The sequence below is a fragment of the Acidithiobacillus sulfurivorans genome (assembly GCF_018853815.1).
GTDB lineage: Bacteria > Pseudomonadota > Gammaproteobacteria > Acidithiobacillales > Acidithiobacillaceae > Acidithiobacillus > Acidithiobacillus sulfurivorans.
In genome coordinates this window covers 1-17518 of sequence record NZ_JAAOMP010000038.1, presented here as the reverse complement: position 1 = coordinate 17518, position 17518 = coordinate 1, and the positions used below count along the sequence as shown (strand labels likewise).

At 53.0% G+C, this 17518-nt stretch carries 16 protein-coding genes; 9 read left to right on the top strand and 7 right to left on the bottom strand.

What is annotated here, in order from left to right:
- Positions 1–5: 5 nt before the first annotated feature.
- The 6 genes from HAP95_RS04710 to HAP95_RS04685 all read right to left on the bottom strand — a co-directional run bounded on the left by HAP95_RS04710 (position 6) and on the right by HAP95_RS04685 (position 6616).
- Positions 6–617 carry a phosphoribosylanthranilate isomerase gene (locus tag HAP95_RS04710; RefSeq protein WP_215883176.1) on the bottom strand — a complete coding sequence of 204 codons (612 nt, stop codon included), beginning with the start codon at positions 615–617 and terminating at the stop codon, positions 6–8.
- Between the two features lie 71 nt (positions 618–688).
- Positions 689–1516, bottom strand: a complete 828-nt coding sequence (gene truA / locus HAP95_RS04705) for a tRNA pseudouridine(38-40) synthase TruA (protein ID WP_215883175.1) — start codon at positions 1514–1516, stop codon at positions 689–691.
- A 1-nt stretch (position 1517) separates the two neighbouring features.
- On the bottom strand, positions 1518–3890 hold the full coding sequence (locus HAP95_RS04700) for a motility hub landmark protein FimV (RefSeq protein WP_215883174.1): 2373 nt from the start codon (positions 3888–3890) through the stop codon (positions 1518–1520).
- Between the two features lie 65 nt (positions 3891–3955).
- Entirely contained in the window at positions 3956–4978 is a 1023-nt protein-coding gene (locus HAP95_RS04695) for an aspartate-semialdehyde dehydrogenase (RefSeq protein ID WP_215883173.1), read from the bottom strand.
- Positions 4979–4991: 13 nt separating this feature from the next.
- Positions 4992–6062 carry a 3-isopropylmalate dehydrogenase gene (gene leuB, locus HAP95_RS04690; RefSeq protein WP_215883172.1) on the bottom strand — a complete coding sequence of 357 codons (1071 nt, stop codon included), beginning with the start codon at positions 6060–6062 and terminating at the stop codon, positions 4992–4994.
- The gene (locus HAP95_RS04685) at positions 6059–6616 is read right to left on the bottom strand and encodes a hypothetical protein (protein WP_215883171.1); all 558 of its coding nucleotides are present in this window, start codon (positions 6614–6616) and stop codon (positions 6059–6061) included. The genes leuB and HAP95_RS04685 overlap by 4 nt, the downstream gene beginning before the upstream one ends.
- Before the next feature lie 78 nt (positions 6617–6694).
- Here HAP95_RS04685 and mobA point away from each other — a divergent pair, with 78 nt between their 5' ends.
- The 3 genes from mobA to moeA are packed head-to-tail and all read left to right on the top strand — an operon-like array spanning position 6695 to position 9015.
- Positions 6695–7285 carry a molybdenum cofactor guanylyltransferase MobA gene (gene mobA, locus HAP95_RS04680; RefSeq protein WP_215883170.1) on the top strand — a complete coding sequence of 197 codons (591 nt, stop codon included), beginning with the start codon at positions 6695–6697 and terminating at the stop codon, positions 7283–7285.
- Positions 7282–7776 (top strand): molybdopterin-guanine dinucleotide biosynthesis protein B, encoded by a 495-nt coding sequence (gene mobB / locus HAP95_RS04675; RefSeq protein WP_215883169.1) that lies wholly within the window; start codon positions 7282–7284, stop codon positions 7774–7776. Before mobA ends, mobB begins: the two co-directional genes overlap by 4 nt.
- The gene (gene moeA, locus HAP95_RS04670; RefSeq protein WP_215883168.1) at positions 7777–9015 is read left to right on the top strand and encodes a molybdopterin molybdotransferase MoeA; all 1239 of its coding nucleotides are present in this window, start codon (positions 7777–7779) and stop codon (positions 9013–9015) included.
- Positions 9016–9035: 20 nt separating this feature from the next.
- On the opposite strand, the gene HAP95_RS04665 is transcribed toward moeA, so the two are convergent.
- On the bottom strand, positions 9036–9677 hold the full coding sequence (locus HAP95_RS04665) for a phospholipase D family nuclease (protein WP_215883167.1): 642 nt from the start codon (positions 9675–9677) through the stop codon (positions 9036–9038).
- A gap of 138 nt (positions 9678–9815) precedes the next feature.
- Here HAP95_RS04665 and HAP95_RS04660 point away from each other — a divergent pair, with 138 nt between their 5' ends.
- The 6 genes from HAP95_RS04660 to HAP95_RS04635 all read left to right on the top strand — a co-directional run bounded on the left by HAP95_RS04660 (position 9816) and on the right by HAP95_RS04635 (position 17393).
- The gene (locus tag HAP95_RS04660; protein WP_215883166.1) at positions 9816–10556 is read left to right on the top strand and encodes a HugZ family pyridoxamine 5'-phosphate oxidase; all 741 of its coding nucleotides are present in this window, start codon (positions 9816–9818) and stop codon (positions 10554–10556) included.
- Positions 10553–11206 carry a thiopurine S-methyltransferase gene (locus HAP95_RS04655; protein ID WP_215883165.1) on the top strand — a complete coding sequence of 218 codons (654 nt, stop codon included), beginning with the start codon at positions 10553–10555 and terminating at the stop codon, positions 11204–11206. The genes HAP95_RS04660 and HAP95_RS04655 overlap by 4 nt, the downstream gene beginning before the upstream one ends.
- 4 nt (positions 11207–11210) lie before the next feature.
- Positions 11211–12209, top strand: coding sequence for a LysR family transcriptional regulator (locus tag HAP95_RS04650; RefSeq protein ID WP_215883164.1), 999 nt, complete (start codon positions 11211–11213; stop codon positions 12207–12209).
- 121 nt (positions 12210–12330) lie between these two features.
- Positions 12331–14025, top strand: coding sequence for a proton-conducting transporter transmembrane domain-containing protein (locus HAP95_RS04645; protein WP_215883163.1), 1695 nt, complete (start codon positions 12331–12333; stop codon positions 14023–14025).
- Positions 14022–16430: a YbcC family protein gene (locus HAP95_RS04640; RefSeq protein WP_215883162.1), complete on the top strand. Its 2409-nt coding sequence runs from the start codon at positions 14022–14024 to the stop codon at positions 16428–16430. Before HAP95_RS04645 ends, HAP95_RS04640 begins: the two co-directional genes overlap by 4 nt.
- Before the next feature lie 105 nt (positions 16431–16535).
- The gene (locus HAP95_RS04635; RefSeq protein ID WP_215883161.1) at positions 16536–17393 is read left to right on the top strand and encodes a DUF6671 family protein; all 858 of its coding nucleotides are present in this window, start codon (positions 16536–16538) and stop codon (positions 17391–17393) included.
- Positions 17394–17518: the final 125 nt, after the last annotated feature.

Here is a 17518-nt window from a genome sequence, read left to right as displayed (position 1 = left end):
TCTCCTCAAAACCCTTGCAGTTGGGCCATAAACTGCACCATTTTGTCATGATCCTTAATACCAGGCGACTGCTCTACTCCACTGCTGACATCCACCGCATAGGGGCAAGCCACGCGGATGGCTTCCTGCACATTGTCGGTACGCAAACCACCAGCCAGAATCAGGGGCTTGCCCAAGTCCGGCAGCTTCCACCAGGCAAAGCTCTGTCCGGAACCTCCCCAGTGACCAGCTACTGCACAATCCAGCAGCAAACCCTGAGCGTCGAAATAATCATCGACCGGGCGGCGCAAATCTTCTTCTCCCGAGACACGCAAGACTTTCAGATAGGGACGGCCAAAACGCCGACAGAAATCAGGCGTTTCATCACCGTGAAACTGGAGAGTATCCAATGGACAGTCATCCAGAACCCTTTCTATGCTAGCCGGGTCAGCATTAACGAAAAGTCCGACCGAACTCACAAAAGGGGGTAAGGCCTGAAGTATTTCCCGAGCCCGGGAAACCGATACCGCACGCGGGCTTTTTTCATAAAACACCAGGCCAATGGCATCTGCGCCAACTCGTGCCGCCGCCACAGCATCACCCACATGCGTTATGCCACAAATTTTCACCCGTATCATCAGCGCATTCTAACACTGCCATCCGGATAAACCCACATCCACAGCTATTGCCGATGCTGGGTGGCAGGCCTTCAAGTACCCGTCAGAAAACCGGGATCTACCTCATCGACAGGCAAAGCGAATTCATCCGGATAGCGGGGTGCAACAAAATAAAGGCCTCCAGGCGGGGCGGTCACTCCGGCCTGACAACGATCCCGGCTGGCAAGGACTTCTGCGGCCCATTGTGGAGACTGATCGCCACGACCAATGGCCATCAAAACGCCCGCGAGGTTACGCACCATATGGTGCAAAAATCCATTGGCTTCGGCATCAATGCTAATCAGCTCACCCCGCTGGCTGACCGTCAGACGATGTAAACTGCGTACGGGACTATTGGCCTGGCACGATGAAGCCCGAAAAGCAGAAAAATCATGGGTACCCAGTAGTAAGTTCGCCGCCGCCCGCATGGGTTCGACGTCTAACGGACTGTACACCCAGGCCGTGTGATGACGCCACAACGCCGATTTTTCCCGGCGATTGAGAATCACGTAGCGATAGCGTCTGGCCGTTGCGGAAAATCGGGCATGAAAATGCGCTGATACCGGCTGCGCCCAGCGCACTGCCACCCCATCAGGAAGATAAGTATTAGTGGCCCGCAGCCAGGATTCTGCAGAACGCTGCACGGGTGCATCAAAATGGACCACCTGGCAGAGCGCGTGCACGCCGGTATCGGTCCGCCCTGCCACCGTGACCGAAATAGCCGTCCTGGCCAGACGGCTGAGGGCTCCCTCCAGAGACTGCTGCACACTGGCCTGGCCCAACTGACGCTGCCAGCCACAAAAACCGTTGCCGTCATATTCAACGCCCAAGGCCCAGCGTATGCCGGGCCTTGGGCGATCTACCAGAACGACAGGAGACAAATTACAAGTCTTCGAGCATTTTCTGGGCTTCTTCGCGCTGAGCACTACGCCCTTCCTTGCTCACTTCTTCCAGAAGGTCGCGCGCCGATTCACTGTCTCCCATTTCGACGTAGGCTTTCGCCAGATCCAGCTTGGTCCCGACTGCATCCCAGTCGTCGGCTGCAGGACTCGTCTCCTCAACAATGGCCGGCTTGGATATTTCGCGAGGCGCTGCAGGCTCGGGATCAGGTTCCTTGGCAGGGACAGCCGGAGCTTGTTCTTCCTCAAAGGGCGACAGCCCGAAAGAAAACGGCAGCGTATCTTCCGCACTTGGGCCTTCGGACTTGGGCGCTTCGGCTTCAGGGGCCGGGATGGGCTCGTGACTTGCGGAGCCCGCCGCGCTGGTCGTTTGTTCGGCATGGAGATGATCTGCATCCATCAGCCGGAATTGTTCATCAATATCCTGCAACAAGCGGTCTTTTTCATCTGCAGGAAATGAGTCGTCCGCAGCAGGCGCAACCTGCCCATGGGAAAAATCAAAATCCAGCATATCGTCTGCATCATGCGCAGTGGCTGCTGCCTCTGGTATTTTGTCAGCGGGCGTTTCTACGGGAGCCTGTTTGACCACTACGTCCGCCTCGCCTTCATCCTCCGAAGCAAACAAGGCGTTCCCCGGAAACAGGCGGGACCCCTGAGCAGCTACTTCCTGCCAGGCGGCGTTATGGGGGCCAAAGCGGCCCCGCATCCGTTCTGCCAAATCCAGATAATCTGTGCGACGATCCAGTGTGGCATACATATCCAGAAGCTTGACGTAAAGCTCCTTGCGTCTGGGATTCTCATCCAGCGCTTCATTCATCACCGTAATGGCCTGCTCGGATTTACCATAAGTCAGGTAGAGATCCGCCTGCTCAACGGGATCAATTTCCATCACATCGTCATGATCTTCGCCCTGCGTTTGCAATGGAGCCTGTTCGATAACCGGCACCATCTCCTCCACCGCTGCCTCTTTCAAGACAGGAGTCGTGACCTGTGCTGGCGCAGAAACGGCTGGAGGAGTTATTGCTGGTTCCGCTCCCGCATGATATGCGGCAACCGGTGCAGGTACAGGTGCTGGAGCAGGTACAACAACTGGCGGCTCGGCAACCGGTTTCGATTTGGTACTGTTCAGTGTGGATAGACGTTGAGAAACTTCACGCTGACGTTTTTCCGATTCTTTTTGACGGCGCAGCATCCATAGAAAGAGGATGAGAAGCAGTAGATTTCCTCCCAGGGAAATCAGTAGTGGGATGTTGTTGAACAGACTACTGTTGGCGCTATTGCGCGAGAGCGTAGCCAACTGGGCGCCCTGGTTGACCAGCAAACGCTCTTCTGCGCTCAAACGCTGCCCAAGGCCCGTTACCTCACCCTTCAGCTTCTGATTTTCCGTCTGCAGGGCAAGGGTATCCGCTGCTAGAGGCACACTGGTAGCAGATGCCGTATCAGCATTGGCAGCTACTGCATTGGCTGGGGCACTGGACAGTACCAGATGAGTAGCACTTTCGGTGGGACTTGTTGAAGCTTTTTGTGGCTGCGCTGTGGAAGTCGCAGTCCCGGATGTTTGAGCAGCAGGAACAGGAGCCGCACTTCCCGCTTTACTTTGCATTGACAACCAGGTGGTGGCCTGAGCAGGCGCCATGGCCTGTACCTGATTCACATTGGGCAGATTCAGCATGCTTCCCGCATACAAATACGTTGGGTTGGCATTTTTGAAGGCCTGTGGATTAGCCTTGACTACTGCCGACATGACCTGATCCAGGGTAACTGCATTACTGTTGGTGATAGACTGCGCAATATCATACAGAGAGCTGTTCACCGGTACCGGGCCATAACGGTTCACCCGCGACCAACCATGGTACAGCCTAACGGGTGCGGGAGGCCGCGCCACAGATTCAGTTGCTGGCACACTAACTGGCGAAATTGCTGACGGCGCAACGGGTGCCGGGCTGGATACCAGGGGCATCGCTGCAGCGGTATTCGCAACACTGGCCGAGTATTCTCGTACTAACTGCCCCCCCGACCAGTTGAGCTGTACCAAAAACTGTAAATTTGGCTGACTCACGGGTAGAGGACTGGAAATCAGAATTGCAGGTTGACTCCCACGCCGCACCGTAAATTGCCAATGCTCAAGTGCCGGAGCCTGTGGCAAATTGATCATGGCAAATGCGCTAATCGGGGCCAGGCTGGCATTAAGACTGGATGCAGTCTGAGGGGTTACTGATTGGATGGGTATTTCCGCACGAAAGGGTTCTCCAGGTGCAGACAAGACCTGCAGGGATCCCAGCCCCAGTGCCTGGGCCAGACCCGGCAAGAGTAAGCCCATCCCGGCCATGGCCCACAACCAATTCTTTCTCTCCATTGTTATTTCCTCATTTTCTGTAACGCAAGCGTATTGCAATGGGCCACTTTCAACCCGCAGTGTCCCTATAAATAGTCGCGAATTAACAACTCTGCAATCTGCACACTATTCAATGCCGCACCCTTGCGGATATTATCGGATACCACCCAGAAATTAATGCCCTTATCATGGGAACAATCGCCGCGAATACGCCCCACATAAGTGGTGTCCTGGCCTGCTGCATCCAGAGCCGATGGCCATAAATTCTTCTCCCGATTATCCACCACCGTCACACCCGGTGCTTTTTCCAGCAAGGCCCGCACGGCCTCCGGGGTAATGGGGTCACGTGTCACCACATTGACCGCCTCGGAATGACCGTAAAATACGGGCACCCGCACGCAGGTTGCCGTCAGCGCAATGTCAGGAAGCTCCAGAATTTTTCGGGTTTCCCAAAGCATTTTCATTTCTTCCTTGGTGTAACCGTTGTCCTGAAACACATCAATCTGAGGCAGACAGTTGAAGGAAATCCGCTTGGGGAAAATATCGCAGACGGCCTCTTCGTGGCGGAACAGGGCCATCGTCTGCTGTCCCAATTCTTCAATAGCGCGCTTACCCGCCCCGCTGACCGCCTGATAGGTGGCCACGACCACGCGCTCGATGCCCACGGCATCGGCAATGGGCTTCAAAGCCAGCAACATCTGGATAGTGGAACAATTGGGATTGGCAATAATCCCCCGATTCACATGATCGGCAATACGCTGGGGATTGACTTCCGGAACCACCAGGGGAATATCATCGTCGTAACGGTACTGGGAGGTATTATCAATGATGACGCAGCCCGCTTCCGCCGCCAATGGCGCAAATTGGGCACTGACTTTGGCACCGGCAGAAAACAAGCCGATATCTACCAGGGACCAGTCAAAACTGGCCGCATCCTGCACCAGAACCTGCTTACCCCGAAACGGCAGCCGCCCCCCTGCAGAGCGACTACTGGCCAACAGGTAAAGCTTATCAACGGGAAACTTGCGCTGCTCCAGGATTTGCAGCATGACTTCGCCGACGGCACCCGTCGCCCCCAGTACGGCCACGTTATAATGCGTTTTTTTCATGCTTCATTCATCCTCAGAGTTGCAACGCCTTGACAACCGCATGGCCCATGGCACGGGTTCCGATTACAGCTTCACCGGCTGCGGCAATATCGGCCGTACGTAGTCCCTCATCCAGAACTTTCTGAACCGCCATTTCCACCCGTTGTGCCCATGGTTCGTTACCCAGAGAATGGCGCAACATCATGGCCACAGACAAAATCGTGGCCAGCGGATTGGCTTTATCCTGCCCGGCAATGTCCGGAGCAGAACCATGAATAGGTTCATACATGCCCCGCCCCTCGCCCAATGAAGCCGAGGGCAACATGCCGATGGAACCGGTCAGTTGGCTCGCTTCATCGGACAAAATATCACCAAACATATTACCAGTTAGCAGCACATCAAATTGGGAAGGTGCACGAATTAACTGCATCGCTGCATTATCCACATACATATGACTTAAATGGACATCGGGATACTCCGCTGCCAATTCAGTCACCACTTCGCGCCAGAGACGAGTGGTTTCGAGCACATTGGCCTTGTCCACCGAACATAATTGTTTACGGCGACCCTGTGCTGCTTTGAAGGCAACGTGGGCAATACGCCGAATTTCGTCTTCATCATACACCATGGTGTTGTAGGCACGACGCTTGCCGTCCAGAACCTCCGCAGCTCTGGGCTGACCAAAGTAAATATCGCCCGTCAGCTCGCGCACCACCAGAATATCCACATCCCGCACCAGTTCCGGACGCAGTGGCGATGCACTCAGTAACTGCGGGAAAATTTGTGCTGGCCGCAAATTGGCAAACAAATCCAGATTCTTGCGCAAGCGCAGCAAACCCTGCTCGGGACGCTTGGCAGGTGGCAGGTCATCCCAGCGCGGGCCACCGACAGCACCCAGAATGACCGCATCGGCAGCCATGGCCAACTGCAGGGAAGCTTCAGGCAAGGGATCATCTGCCGCATCCAGGGCGGCACCGCCGACCAATCCATCGGTACATTGCAAATTCAGGCCTGCAGCGTGGTCCACGGCATCCAGCACCAGACGTGCTGCGTCCACAATTTCGGGTCCAATCCCGTCACCAGGGAAAATTGCTATTTTTTTCATGCCAGATCCTTTTTCATGACAATACGAATAATAAAGGGATTTTCTGTTCCCGGATGCGGATTCTCGGGAATATGGGTAAACGGGTAAGTACCAGCACCCAAATCATAAGGATTGGCCTCGGCAATGGCGCATACTTGGGCATCGGCCCTGGCAGGATCACGGAGGGTATATTGCAGCCCGGCGACGTCCTCGCGCTTGCGGGCCGCATCAATATACATGCGGCGGGTAATTTCACTGTGCAACACCTTGAAAAATTGCACGACGGTTTCCAGCTCTATGCCGAAACGGGACTGCAGCGCAGCACTTTCTTCCAGACGCCGGGCACTGACCCGGGGCAAATCACGCAAAAAATCGGCGTTCCGCGCCGTGTTGAGCAGCAATTGCCGCAGCTCGGCATTTTCCGGAAGCTGGGCGAAACCATTATAATGCAGAACGAACAACGCCTCGGGCAGCGGCAATTCTGCGACGCGCTCCTGATTGGGAATACCAGCATCAACCACTACACCACGGGGGGGAGCAGTCGGTCCTGACTTGCCCCGCAACCAATCCCACATATCTGCTCCGGGTTTTACTTGCCTGAGAATTGTGGAAGGATAGCATAGGCTTTTATGACAGGGCAGCAGCCAAATAACATGCACGTCGAGCAATCTGTTTCCCCACCAGCTTCTCTGCCGCTTCCGATCACCGGATTGATTCTTGCCGGAGGCGCAGGGCGGCGTATGGGCGGTGTCGATAAAGGCTGGGTTCTTTGGCAAAAGGCCCCGCTGATTAGCCATGCCATCCAGATCGTGCAGGCAGACAGCGCAGAAATTCTGATCAGTGCCAACCGTCAGCTCGAAGATTACCGGGCCTTAGGCTACCCTGTTATTCCTGACTCCTGCGCCACTTTTGAAGGTCCGCTGATGGGTCTGAGTGCCGGATTGGCAGCTGCCGGGCAGGATTGGGTGGCCAGTATTCCCGTGGACAGCCCGCTCCTGCCCCACGATCTGTTGCGGCAGATGTGGCAGGCGAAAATGGACAAGGATCTTGTCGTGGTGCGCAGCGACCAGCGCTGGCATGCGGTACTCGTCTTATGTCATCGCCGTCTTTTACCCCGGCTGCAAGCCTATCTGGATCAAGGCGGACGGCGGGTTCAGGACTGGTTTCGTGATCTGGATTACGCCACCCTGCATCTGGATGAAGCCGTTCTGCGCAATTGTAACGTGCCCGAGGATCTGTCTTGAAAGCGTTGGGTGTGGTAGGATATAGCGGTAGCGGGAAAACCACCCTGCTCTGCGCCTTGATCCCCTTGCTTCGCGCAGCGGGTTTACGCATCGCCGTGGTCAAATCCACTCATCATGACGTGGACTGGGATACCCCCGGAAAAGACAGTTATCGTCTGCGTGAGGCCGGTGCCGAAACGGTCATGCTACAAGGCCCCAAACGCTGGTTCACTACCTGTCTGGCGCCGGAAACGGTCATTCTGGAAAGCATTTTTGACAGCTTGCCTGCGCCTGCGGATTTGCTGTTGATTGAGGGGAACAAAGGTTTGCCCATTCCGAAAATAGAGGTACACCGCCCGGCGCTGCAAAAACCTTTGCTGGCTACAGAAGATCCCCGGATTATTGCCGTAGCCAGTGATGCAACCTTGTTCACACACTGCGCAGTACTGGACCTCAACACCCCTGAAAGCATTGCGCAATTTATTCACCACTGGATACACGAGGAACCCTGAATGGCTCACTGCTGTAGTGATAACGAATACGATTCCATGGCGAAAAGTGTTGAGGAAGCGCGGGCTGCCATTCTTGCCAGCAGCCCTGCCCTGACAGATACCGATGTTCTGCACCTCACCGCTGCCCTGGGACGGGTCCTCGCTGAAGACCTATGTGCCCCGCAACCGGTCCCCGCCTGGCCGAACTCCGCGATGGACGGTTACGCCCTGCGCAGCAGTGACGGCGAAAAACCCAGACAGCTCATTGGGCATTGTTTTGCCGGACATCCCTTCACGGGTGTAGTCGGGCCTGGTGAGTGCGTGCGCATCATGACCGGCGCTGTCTTGCCAGAAGGTGCGGACAGCGTCCTGATTCAGGAACAGGCGGAAATTCAGGACAAAACCATCCTTCCCCAGCAGCGCCCGGCACCCGGCGCCAATATTCGGCAGACCGGCGAGGATCTGCAGCCCGGCGTCGAGGCCCTCCATGCCGGCACACTGCTCCGACCCGCCCAACTGGCTCTGCTCGCCAGTCTGGGCATTGCTGAGGTCAAGGTTTTTCGACGTCTGCGTGTGGCTTTTTTTTCAACGGGAGATGAACTGCGCCCGCTGGGTAGCACGCTGGAGGCAGGTCAGATATACGACAGTAACCGGTATGCCCTGCAAGGGATGCTCCAACGTCTCGGCTGTGAAATTCTCGACCTTGGACGGATCCTGGATAACCCTGAGCATCTGGAAAAAACCTTGCAACAAGCCGCAGGCATGGCTGATTTAGTGATCAGCACCGGCGGCGTGTCGGTAGGTGATGCGGATTACATTGCCGAATTGCTGGGCCGCATCGGCAGCATCGATTTCTGGAAAATGAACATGAAGCCTGGCCGCCCGCTGGCCTTTGGCCAACTGGGAGAGGCCACCTTTTTTGGTCTGCCCGGTAACCCGGTTTCCACCATGGTGACTTTCTACCAGTTTGTGCAGCCCTGCATCCTCAAACGGATGGGGAAGAGCACCCCCTGGACCCCCTCGGTTCTCAAACTACCGCTGGCGCATCCCCTCAAGAAAAAACCGGGGCGCACCGACTTTCAACGCGGCGTGCTGATTTCTGGAGAAAACGGTCTGCAGGTGGCGGGGGTCGGTCAACAGGCTTCGCACATCATGAGTGGACTCGCGCATGCCGACTGTCTGATTATTCTGGCCGCCGAAGCAGATGCTGCGCCAGCAGGTAGCCTGGTAGAGGTGCAATTGCTGGAGGGCCTGGTCTGAATTGGTCGTGACACCCGCAGTCAGTCCAGACCATGACGAGGCTGGTAGCGGGTGGAATGACTGAGATGAAAGCGGAAATTTTCGGCGTAAAGCTTTTGCAGAGCGGGATTTCCCCGAAAAATCAGTAGATTTTCGGCATTAGCCTGTTCCGCCGCTTTGCTGAAGTTGAAACTGCCGGTGATGAGGGTATCCGCATCAATGACCATCACCTTGTTATGGGCAATGGCATGCTGATCGTCAATAAATACGGGCACACCCTGATTGGCAAAAAAGTCTGCCACGGAATATTTCTGGGTACGCTGGCTTTTGTCCAGCACCACCTGAACATCCAGCCCCCGGCGTGCCGCCTGTAAAACCGCCTTGGCAATAGGCGCGCTGGTAAAACTGTAGGCCTGCACCCAAACCCGCTGGCGTGCGCCGTCCACGGCGCGCACGATGGCGGCTGTTGCCCCTCCTGGTGGAGAAAAAGCCACTCCGATGCTCCCCTGCGCTGGAACAGTGACTGGCGAATGCGGCATGGTTGCTGTCGCCATGGACCACTGTTGCTTGCCCCAATGCTGGGCCTGTTGCCACAGCGAAGCTTCCGCTGATGCCGGCAACGGATTGAGGAAAAAAGGCAAAGGCAACAAAAGGTATAACAGGGACTTTTTCTTCAAGACCATGGAATTTACGCTCATCAGGTTTTTTAGTGAAGATAAATGGAATTGGGGAATTCGCCAAGTGGCAAATAATCGACAGACAAATAATCACTCTTTAGACTGCAGAGGTTGGGCTGAATGCCCCCAAGCCTGGATAATCTCATGACACCTATTGACCAAGCTGTTGCCATTGGTGCAGAAGCAAGGCGTTTCGTACGCACTTACCATAATGGATCGCTCTGCACACTCTCCAAAAAACTGGAAGGCTATCCTTTTGCCTCGGTCAGTCCTTTTGTGCTCGACGCCGCAGGCAATCCAATCATTCTCATCTCCAATCTGGCCGAACACACCAAAAATATTGATGCCGATCCTCGGGTGAGTCTGCTGGTTTATCCTTGTGCAGACGATGCGCAAGCTGTGGGCCGGGTGACTTTAACCGGGCGCGCGGCTCGCTTGCCTGACAAAAATGGTTTTGGAGACCGCTATCTGCGCTATTTACCCCAGGCACATGATTACTTCGCTGCCCATGATTTTTATTTCTATCGGATTCAGGTCGAAAACATTCGTTATATTGGTGGCTTCGGTAAAATTCACTGGGTGCGGCCTGAACATTATGCACCTCCGCCCACAGCGGCTCTGGTAGAAGCTGAAGCAGGGATTCTTGCCCATATGAATGCTGATCATCGCGACAATATGCGCGATTATTGTCGTCATCTGTGCGCTTGCGAGGCTTTTGATGTAGAAATGGTGGGCATTGACTACGATGGTTTTGATTTACGTGCTGATGGCAAGCTACTGCGCCTTGATTTTTCTGAACCCATCACCAACGCCACAGAGGCGCGCACCGCATTGGTAGCTATGGCCCGGCAGTGCCGTGAAGCGCAAGGACAGCAAATAACATGAATCAGGCGTATTGGCGACAACGCTGGCAAGAACATCGCATCGGCTTCCACCGCCCGGATGTTCACCCACGACTTCCCGCCTTTTGGGATCGCCTGCAAGTCGCTCAAGACAGCAAGGTTTTGGTCCCGCTGTGTGGCAAGAGCCTGGACCTGTTGTGGCTGGTCGAGCAAGGCTATCGGGTGCGCGGCGTCGAACTCAGCCCTATTGCTGTCCGGGAGTTTTTTCAGGAACACAATCTGCATCCGCAAGTGGACAGCGTGGGTGCCTTTCAACGGTGGCAGGCTGGTCCTATCGAAATCTTTTGCGGAGACTTTTTCGACCTCACCGGTGCAGAATTGAAGGATATTGCCGCCGTGTACGATCGGGCCGCACTCATCGCCCTCCCCCCGGAATTGCGCCGCGCCTACACCGCAAAATTACGGGATATCCTTCCCCATCGGCCGCCTATCCTGCTGATCACCCTCGATTATCCTCAGGAAACCCGGCAAGGCCCACCCTTTGCCGTACCAGAGACCGAAGTCTGCGCACTTTACCAACCCTCTTGGGCCGTACAACACGTATCCTCCATCGACTTGCGTGAGGAGGGATCCACGGATTCCCATCGCTTTGAGGAGCAGATATTCGTGCTCCGTCGTGATGACGGTTCGTGATTTTATGAATAACCAACAAAACCAGGAAGACAAATCCCGATCCTTCCATTCGCTTTTGCGCCATGTGACCTTTCGGCAATTGCAGATTTTTTCTACGGTTATTCGCATGAAAAGCTTTACCAAAGCAGCGGATGAGCTGTTTCTGGCACAGCCAACCATCTCTTTGCAAATGAAAAAGCTGGGAGAAGCCATAGGACTCCCGTTATTTCAATCAAGCGGAAAAGAAACTCGACCGACAGATGCCGGTCAGGATCTTTATGCAGCCTGTCGGGAGTTATTTCGTACTTTTGAAAACCTGGAAACACAACTTGCTGATCGCAAGGGAATTCGTCGGGGAAAATTACGCCTGGGTGTGGTGACTACTGCCAAATACATCGCTCCGGAGCTACTTGCGGCTTTCGGTCAGCAATTTCCGGGCATTGAGTTTGGTATGAAGGTCAGCAATCGTGATGAAATCATTCAACGCATCCAGAATGGAGAAGATGATCTCTATGTCATGGGACAGGTGCCCGACAATGAAGTCGATGTAGAGGCTATTCCCTTTGCATTGAATCCACTGACGGTCATGGTGCCGCGAGGGCACCCTCTTACCCGTCAAAAGAAACCTGTGCCACTGCACGCCGTTGCAGAAGCTCCGTTTCTCATTCGGGAACCGGGGTCAGGAACGCGGCATGCTTACTTGCGCCTGTTTGAGGAACAAGGCTTGCGGCCCCGGATTATCATGGAACTCAGCAGTAATGAAGCGATCAAGCATGCTGTAGCAAGCAGCCTGGGAATATCCATTCTCTCCATTCATTCACTGGCACTGGAAGGAACCAGCGGTCCCATTGAAGTGCTCGAAACTGAACAGTTTCCCATCTTGCGGAAGTGGTTTTTGGTCTACCCCAGAAACCGGCAACTCTCCTTAACAGCACAAAAATTTTTGGACTTCTCGGTTTCTCAGGAACAATTCATTACTAATCGCCTTGTGCAGTTATGGCCTGAGCTGGCTCGATATCTCTAATAATTTCTTCGCGAACATGAGTATTTATAAAAGTAAATCTATATAATTTATATATTAAATTAGAATAAATAATAAAATTTTATTACTGTCTTCCACGGTCATCTGAACCTTGGAGATAAGTATGCATTCAATAATTTCAATTCCCTGGCTTGCAGGGGCATTACTGGCAGCGATGCCTGCCGGACTGATTGTTGCCGCCATTCCCAATGCGCGGACGACACGGCAATCTGCCCTGTCCTATCGTTACCGCGTGCGTTGGGCGGCGATAGCCGCTTTGGTGACAGCAATAGCTGCAGATATTGGTTTTTTTCTGGGTGCACGAAGTGATCTGATAATCAAGGAAATTCCCCTTGGCGTTCTGCATTTCGATTTTCCCTTGTCAATTGCTGTCAATGGTTTGACTTTGCTCCTGGCCACCCTGGTGTCCTTCGTGATTGTCATGATTGCGCAGTACAGCGTCGGCTATCTGGATGGCGATCCTCATCAGGCCCGCTTTTTTCGCTTGCTTGCGCTCACGGGAGGCTTTTTTCTGATAGCCGTGGTTTCAGGAAATATCGGACTGTTTACCCTGGGCATCATCATCATGGGTTTCAGCCTGAACAAGCTCTTGAAATTTTATAGTGACCGGCCCAAGGCAATCATGGCTGCCCATAAAAAGTCGCTTTTTACTAGAGCCGCTGACTTGGCCCTGGTAGCGGCTACACTGCTCATCGGCCGGCAAATTGGTAGCCTCCAGTTCAGTGCGCTTCGCGACTTTGTAGCACATTCGCATAGTATTCCATGGACGTTACAGCTGGCTGCCTGGTTGATTGTTATCACCGTGATTTTGAAAAGTGCACATTTTCCTTTTCAAGGTTGGCTAATTCAGGTCATGGAGGCGCCGACCCCGGTATCCGCACTGATGCACGCGGGTGTGGTTTACAGTGGTGCCATCATTGCTCTACGCACCAGTTCACTTTTGATACGCGTTCCTGATGCATTGATTTTGCTGGGCTTCATGGGCCTTGCTTCGGTTATTATTGCGTCACTGGTCATGACCACCCAGACCTCCATCAAATCCATGTTGGCCTGGTCCACCACAGCCCAGTTGGGATTTATGTCACTTGAATTGGGTCTTGGCCTGTTCCCTCTGGCTTTACTGCACTTGTCGGGTCACTCGCTCTATAAGGCGCATGCTTTTTTGTCTTCGGGTAGTGTCACCGATCAATTACGGCAAGTACCACCCGGGGGTAAGAAAATACCCGGCATGGGTTCATGGCTATTGGCGACGGTACTTGGGGTACTGATTGCCGGAGGAGGCGCATGGCTTTTCGGAGAAAATCCGCTCCAAAATCCGACCTGGTTCGCATTGGTGATCATTGTCGCCATAGCCATTTCGCAGATCATGATCAAGGGCTTTCTGTTCAACACAATGTTTGATCAGATGACGTCCTTACTGGTTGCCATAAGCATGGGATTTACTTACTTAATTCTACATACAGTATTTGTGTGGGGCTTCACGGCGGATCTGACCCATTACCTACCCGTCACATCGGCTCCTTATTGGACACTGATTGGTCTGACAGCCATTGGGTTTCTGATACTGAGCTGGTTGCAGGGACCTGGACGCAATTTATTGCCTCGTAAAATTCAGCTGGTTTTGTTTACCCATCTTTACAACGGATTATACACGGATTACTGGGTAGAGCAGATTTCGCATCGATTTTGGTCCGAACGCGTCAGCGTGCAATTTCCACGCAAAAATCTTGCCGTGGAATCCTTACAAACTATCGCACAAAACCAGGATATTCCTGAAAAATCTGGAGGCGTCCAATGAATACAAGTAACACAGAAAATACCGAACAACTTTTTGATCGGGTGATTCGTCGTATTGCCCCGGTTTGGCCCCTGGATAGCTTTGTTGCCGTCAATCCTTATTGGGGGTTCGCCGATCAGGCCTTTTCGCAGGTGGCTGCACAGCTTCAGGAGACGGTTGGCGAGCGGGTTCTGATGGATCGACGCTGGTACGCGGATTTGTTGCAATCAGGCAAGTTGGTGATGGCTGACATTCTCAGAGCTGCAGAAGATCTGGGCCAATCTACCGACGAAGATGACTGGAGAGCTTATCTCCGTGAAGATCCTGAATTACCCATGCGTCTGCCGAGATTGCCGGAATTGATGGATCGTCGTGGCCACACTTCCATATCCCAGTACGTGGTAGAGCAGATCAGTCACTTCTTGGCAGCCTACTACGATCGGGGACAATCCTTGTGGAATTTTCCCAGGAACACCGGATTGGGATTATATGCAAACTGGCGGCAGTACACACTGACAGATCACAGCCTGGGTCCCTTGGGGCTCAAAAAAATTCGCTCCCAGCTGCTCGCCCTGCCCGCCGATGCCGCAAAGGCCCGGATATGGGCTTCACAAAAGCTGGCCATTCCAACCAGTGCAGAAGAGGCCTATTTACTGGTCCTCCTCAAATCAGTCGGGGGTTGGGCGAGCTGGTGTCGTTATCTGCTTTGGCAGGCAGAACTGCAGGGTGGCCAGCAGGAAGATCTCGCCGATCTTCTGACTATACGTATGGTTTGGGAGGCGCTGCTACGACAAGTAGCCCCACCCAAGGTTGTGGAACGTTGGCGTAAAAACATTGGGGGCTGGATTATTGATAATAAAACTGCCGATATTGCAGATGCTGAGCGTGGAGAAGTACTGCTGCGCGCTTCAGAAATAGCCTACCGCCGAGAGGTGGCCACTCAAATTCGCCGCAAACCGGCCAAAAAGACGGCAAGAAAAGCGCAAGTTCAGGCCGCTTTTTGTATTGATGTCCGTTCGGAGGTCTTTCGTCGGCATCTGGAAGGCGTTTTACCTTCGCTGGAAACTATCGGATTTGCCGGTTTTTTTGGCGTATTACTGGATTATCAGCGACAGGGAGATACTGGAGCGAGAACCCAGTCGCCCGTTCTGCTTAACCCCAGTGTACATGTCCAGGAAGCAGCCCCAGAAGCGGTTATTCAAAACCGTTTTCGTCGCTTACGCCGGGGAGCCGCATGGAAACTATTCAAACTTTCGGCTTCGTCCTGTTTTTCTTTTGTAGAAACCGCCGGTTTGTCTTATGTGGGCAAGTTATTGGCAGATAGTTTGGGTTGGCACAGGGCTTCCGTACCACCCGACGAAGCTGGTCTGAATGCAGCGGAAAGAGCCAGCTTGCAATGTATTCTGCCCGCATCTTTGACATTGCAGGAACGAACCGCCATGGCTGAGTTTATTTTGAATGGCCTGGGCTTAAACAAAGGCATTGCCCCCATCGTTCTGCTCGTGGGACACGGTAGTTCCACCACCAATAATCCGCACCGTGCGGGACTGGATTGTGGCGCTTGTGCCGGGCAAACCGGGGAGGTGAACGCCAAAGCTGCAGCGGGTTTGCTCAATGATGTCGAGGTTCGGGAGGCATTGCTGCAAAAGGGTTGGGATTTGGATCCGGGTGCCTGCTTTGTACCCGCCCTTCACGATACCACCACCGATCGGGTGGAGATTTTGGGTGAGTGGAGCAATTCCAGACTAGATAACAAACTGCTCAACGAAGTACGTGGAGCGCTCGATAAGGCGGCCAATCTCACCCGGCTGGAAAGGATGTTGCGCCTGGAAACGGACCTGCAGGATCAGGATGTTGTCGCCAAAAACATGGACTTCCGGGGCCGCGACTGGTCGCAGGTCCGTCCCGAATGGGCATTGGCTGGTAATGCCGCTTTCATAGCAGCGCCCCGCTGGCGGACACGGGAAATGAACCTGGGAGGACGAGCCTTTCTTCACGACTACGATGCAGCCAAAGATCCAGACTTTGCTGTCCTGACGCTGATCATGACTGCACCACTGATTGTGGCCAACTGGATCAACATGCAGTACTACGGTTCTATTGTGGACAACCAGCGGCAGGGCTGTGGAAACAAGGTTCTGCATAACGTGGTGGGAGGCACTATCGGCGTTCTGGAAGGAAACGGAGGCGATCTGCGTATTGGTCTTTCCGAACAATCCTTACGGGATAGCGGCGGTGGACTCCAGCACGAACCGTTGCGCTTGTCCGCATTTATTGAAGCGCAAACAGAGGTGATGGATCGCATCATTGCGAATAACATTATTCTTGGTCAGCTCGTCAATAATCGCTGGCTCACTATTGTTCAAATTGCTCCCGATGGCAGTCTTTTGGAGCGTCGCGAAAAAAATCGGTGGGTGTTGATATAGCTGTTTCCAGGGCATGGAGCAACACTCCATGCCCATATCGAATACCCAAACAGCCTGAAAAATATTTTATCAGGAGATACACCATTGCACTTAAAAAGATCCAGAATGAATTATGTATCGCATAATTATTACTTAGAGAAAAATATTGCTTTTCTAACAAAGCATGGAAAGGAGATGGCAATCATTCCATTATTCGAAAAAAATGTTTTCTGTCATATAAAGCATGTAATGAATTATGATACTGATCAATTGGGTACTTTCAGCCGGGATGTTCAAAGATTTGATAATCAGCTGGTCACCGCCCGAAATAAGGCAAGAATTGGCATGGAAATAAGCGAGTTAAAATTAGGATTGGCGAGCGAAGGAGCCTTTGGTTCGGACCCGTTTACGGGTTTCATACCCTGGAATCGAGAACTCATAGTACTCATTGATGATGAGGCACAGACTGAAATTATAGGAGAAGCACAAGGACCAGGAAATCATCATAGTATCAACACCACGGACTGGTCAGAAGCCATGGCATTTGCTAAAAAAATTGGATTTCCTGACCAGCAGATCATTATGCGACCTGATCATGAAAATACTGGCAGAATAATTAAAAATATAAACTCTTGGCATCTTTATGAAAAATTTTTTAGTAATACAAAAAGTTATTCAACTACAGGGCATGTTTTCATTGAAACTGATGGTCGGGCTTATGCCAATCCGATGAGAATGAAAATGATCACTGAGGCCGCAAAAGATTTGCTCAAAAAAATGCAGTCCTGTTGTCCCAACTGCGGGATTCCTGGATTTGCAGTGACAAAGCGCTTTCGCGGACTACCATGCGGGAACTGTAAGGGGCCTACAAAAATGTTTTACAAGGATTTATATGCCTGTCAAAAATGTGGAGGACATCGGGAAATCAAATGCACAGATCAGGAATGGGCTTACCCTCTTTATTGCGACTTTTGCAATCCATAATCCTGTTATCACTTCATTTATTCAGTTCATCAGGCGATGACCCAACTATCGGCTGTAGTCCTACGACACTGGTTTCCAGAAACTCCAAAAAAGCGCGTATGGTATGAGACTGATAAGCTGGTTGT

Coding starts and splice junctions, on each gene's coding strand:
- HAP95_RS04710 (WP_215883176.1), bottom strand. CDS start 617: ATGATACGGGTGAAAATTTGTGGCATAACGCATGTGGGTGATGCTGTG.
- HAP95_RS04700 (WP_215883174.1), bottom strand. CDS start 3,890: ATGGAGAGAAAGAATTGGTTGTGGGCCATGGCCGGGATGGGCTTACTC.
- HAP95_RS04695 (WP_215883173.1), bottom strand. CDS start 4,978: ATGAAAAAAACGCATTATAACGTGGCCGTACTGGGGGCGACGGGTGCC.
- leuB (WP_215883172.1), bottom strand. CDS start 6,062: ATGAAAAAAATAGCAATTTTCCCTGGTGACGGGATTGGACCCGAAATT.
- HAP95_RS04685 (WP_215883171.1), bottom strand. CDS start 6,616: ATGTGGGATTGGTTGCGGGGCAAGTCAGGACCGACTGCTCCCCCCCGT.
- mobA (WP_215883170.1), top strand. CDS start 6,695: ATGCACGTCGAGCAATCTGTTTCCCCACCAGCTTCTCTGCCGCTTCCG.
- moeA (WP_215883168.1), top strand. CDS start 7,777: ATGGCTCACTGCTGTAGTGATAACGAATACGATTCCATGGCGAAAAGT.
- HAP95_RS04665 (WP_215883167.1), bottom strand. CDS start 9,677: ATGGTCTTGAAGAAAAAGTCCCTGTTATACCTTTTGTTGCCTTTGCCT.
- HAP95_RS04660 (WP_215883166.1), top strand. CDS start 9,816: ATGACACCTATTGACCAAGCTGTTGCCATTGGTGCAGAAGCAAGGCGT.
- HAP95_RS04655 (WP_215883165.1), top strand. CDS start 10,553: ATGAATCAGGCGTATTGGCGACAACGCTGGCAAGAACATCGCATCGGC.
- HAP95_RS04650 (WP_215883164.1), top strand. CDS start 11,211: ATGAATAACCAACAAAACCAGGAAGACAAATCCCGATCCTTCCATTCG.
- HAP95_RS04645 (WP_215883163.1), top strand. CDS start 12,331: ATGCATTCAATAATTTCAATTCCCTGGCTTGCAGGGGCATTACTGGCA.
- HAP95_RS04640 (WP_215883162.1), top strand. CDS start 14,022: ATGAATACAAGTAACACAGAAAATACCGAACAACTTTTTGATCGGGTG.
- HAP95_RS04635 (WP_215883161.1), top strand. CDS start 16,536: ATGAATTATGTATCGCATAATTATTACTTAGAGAAAAATATTGCTTTT.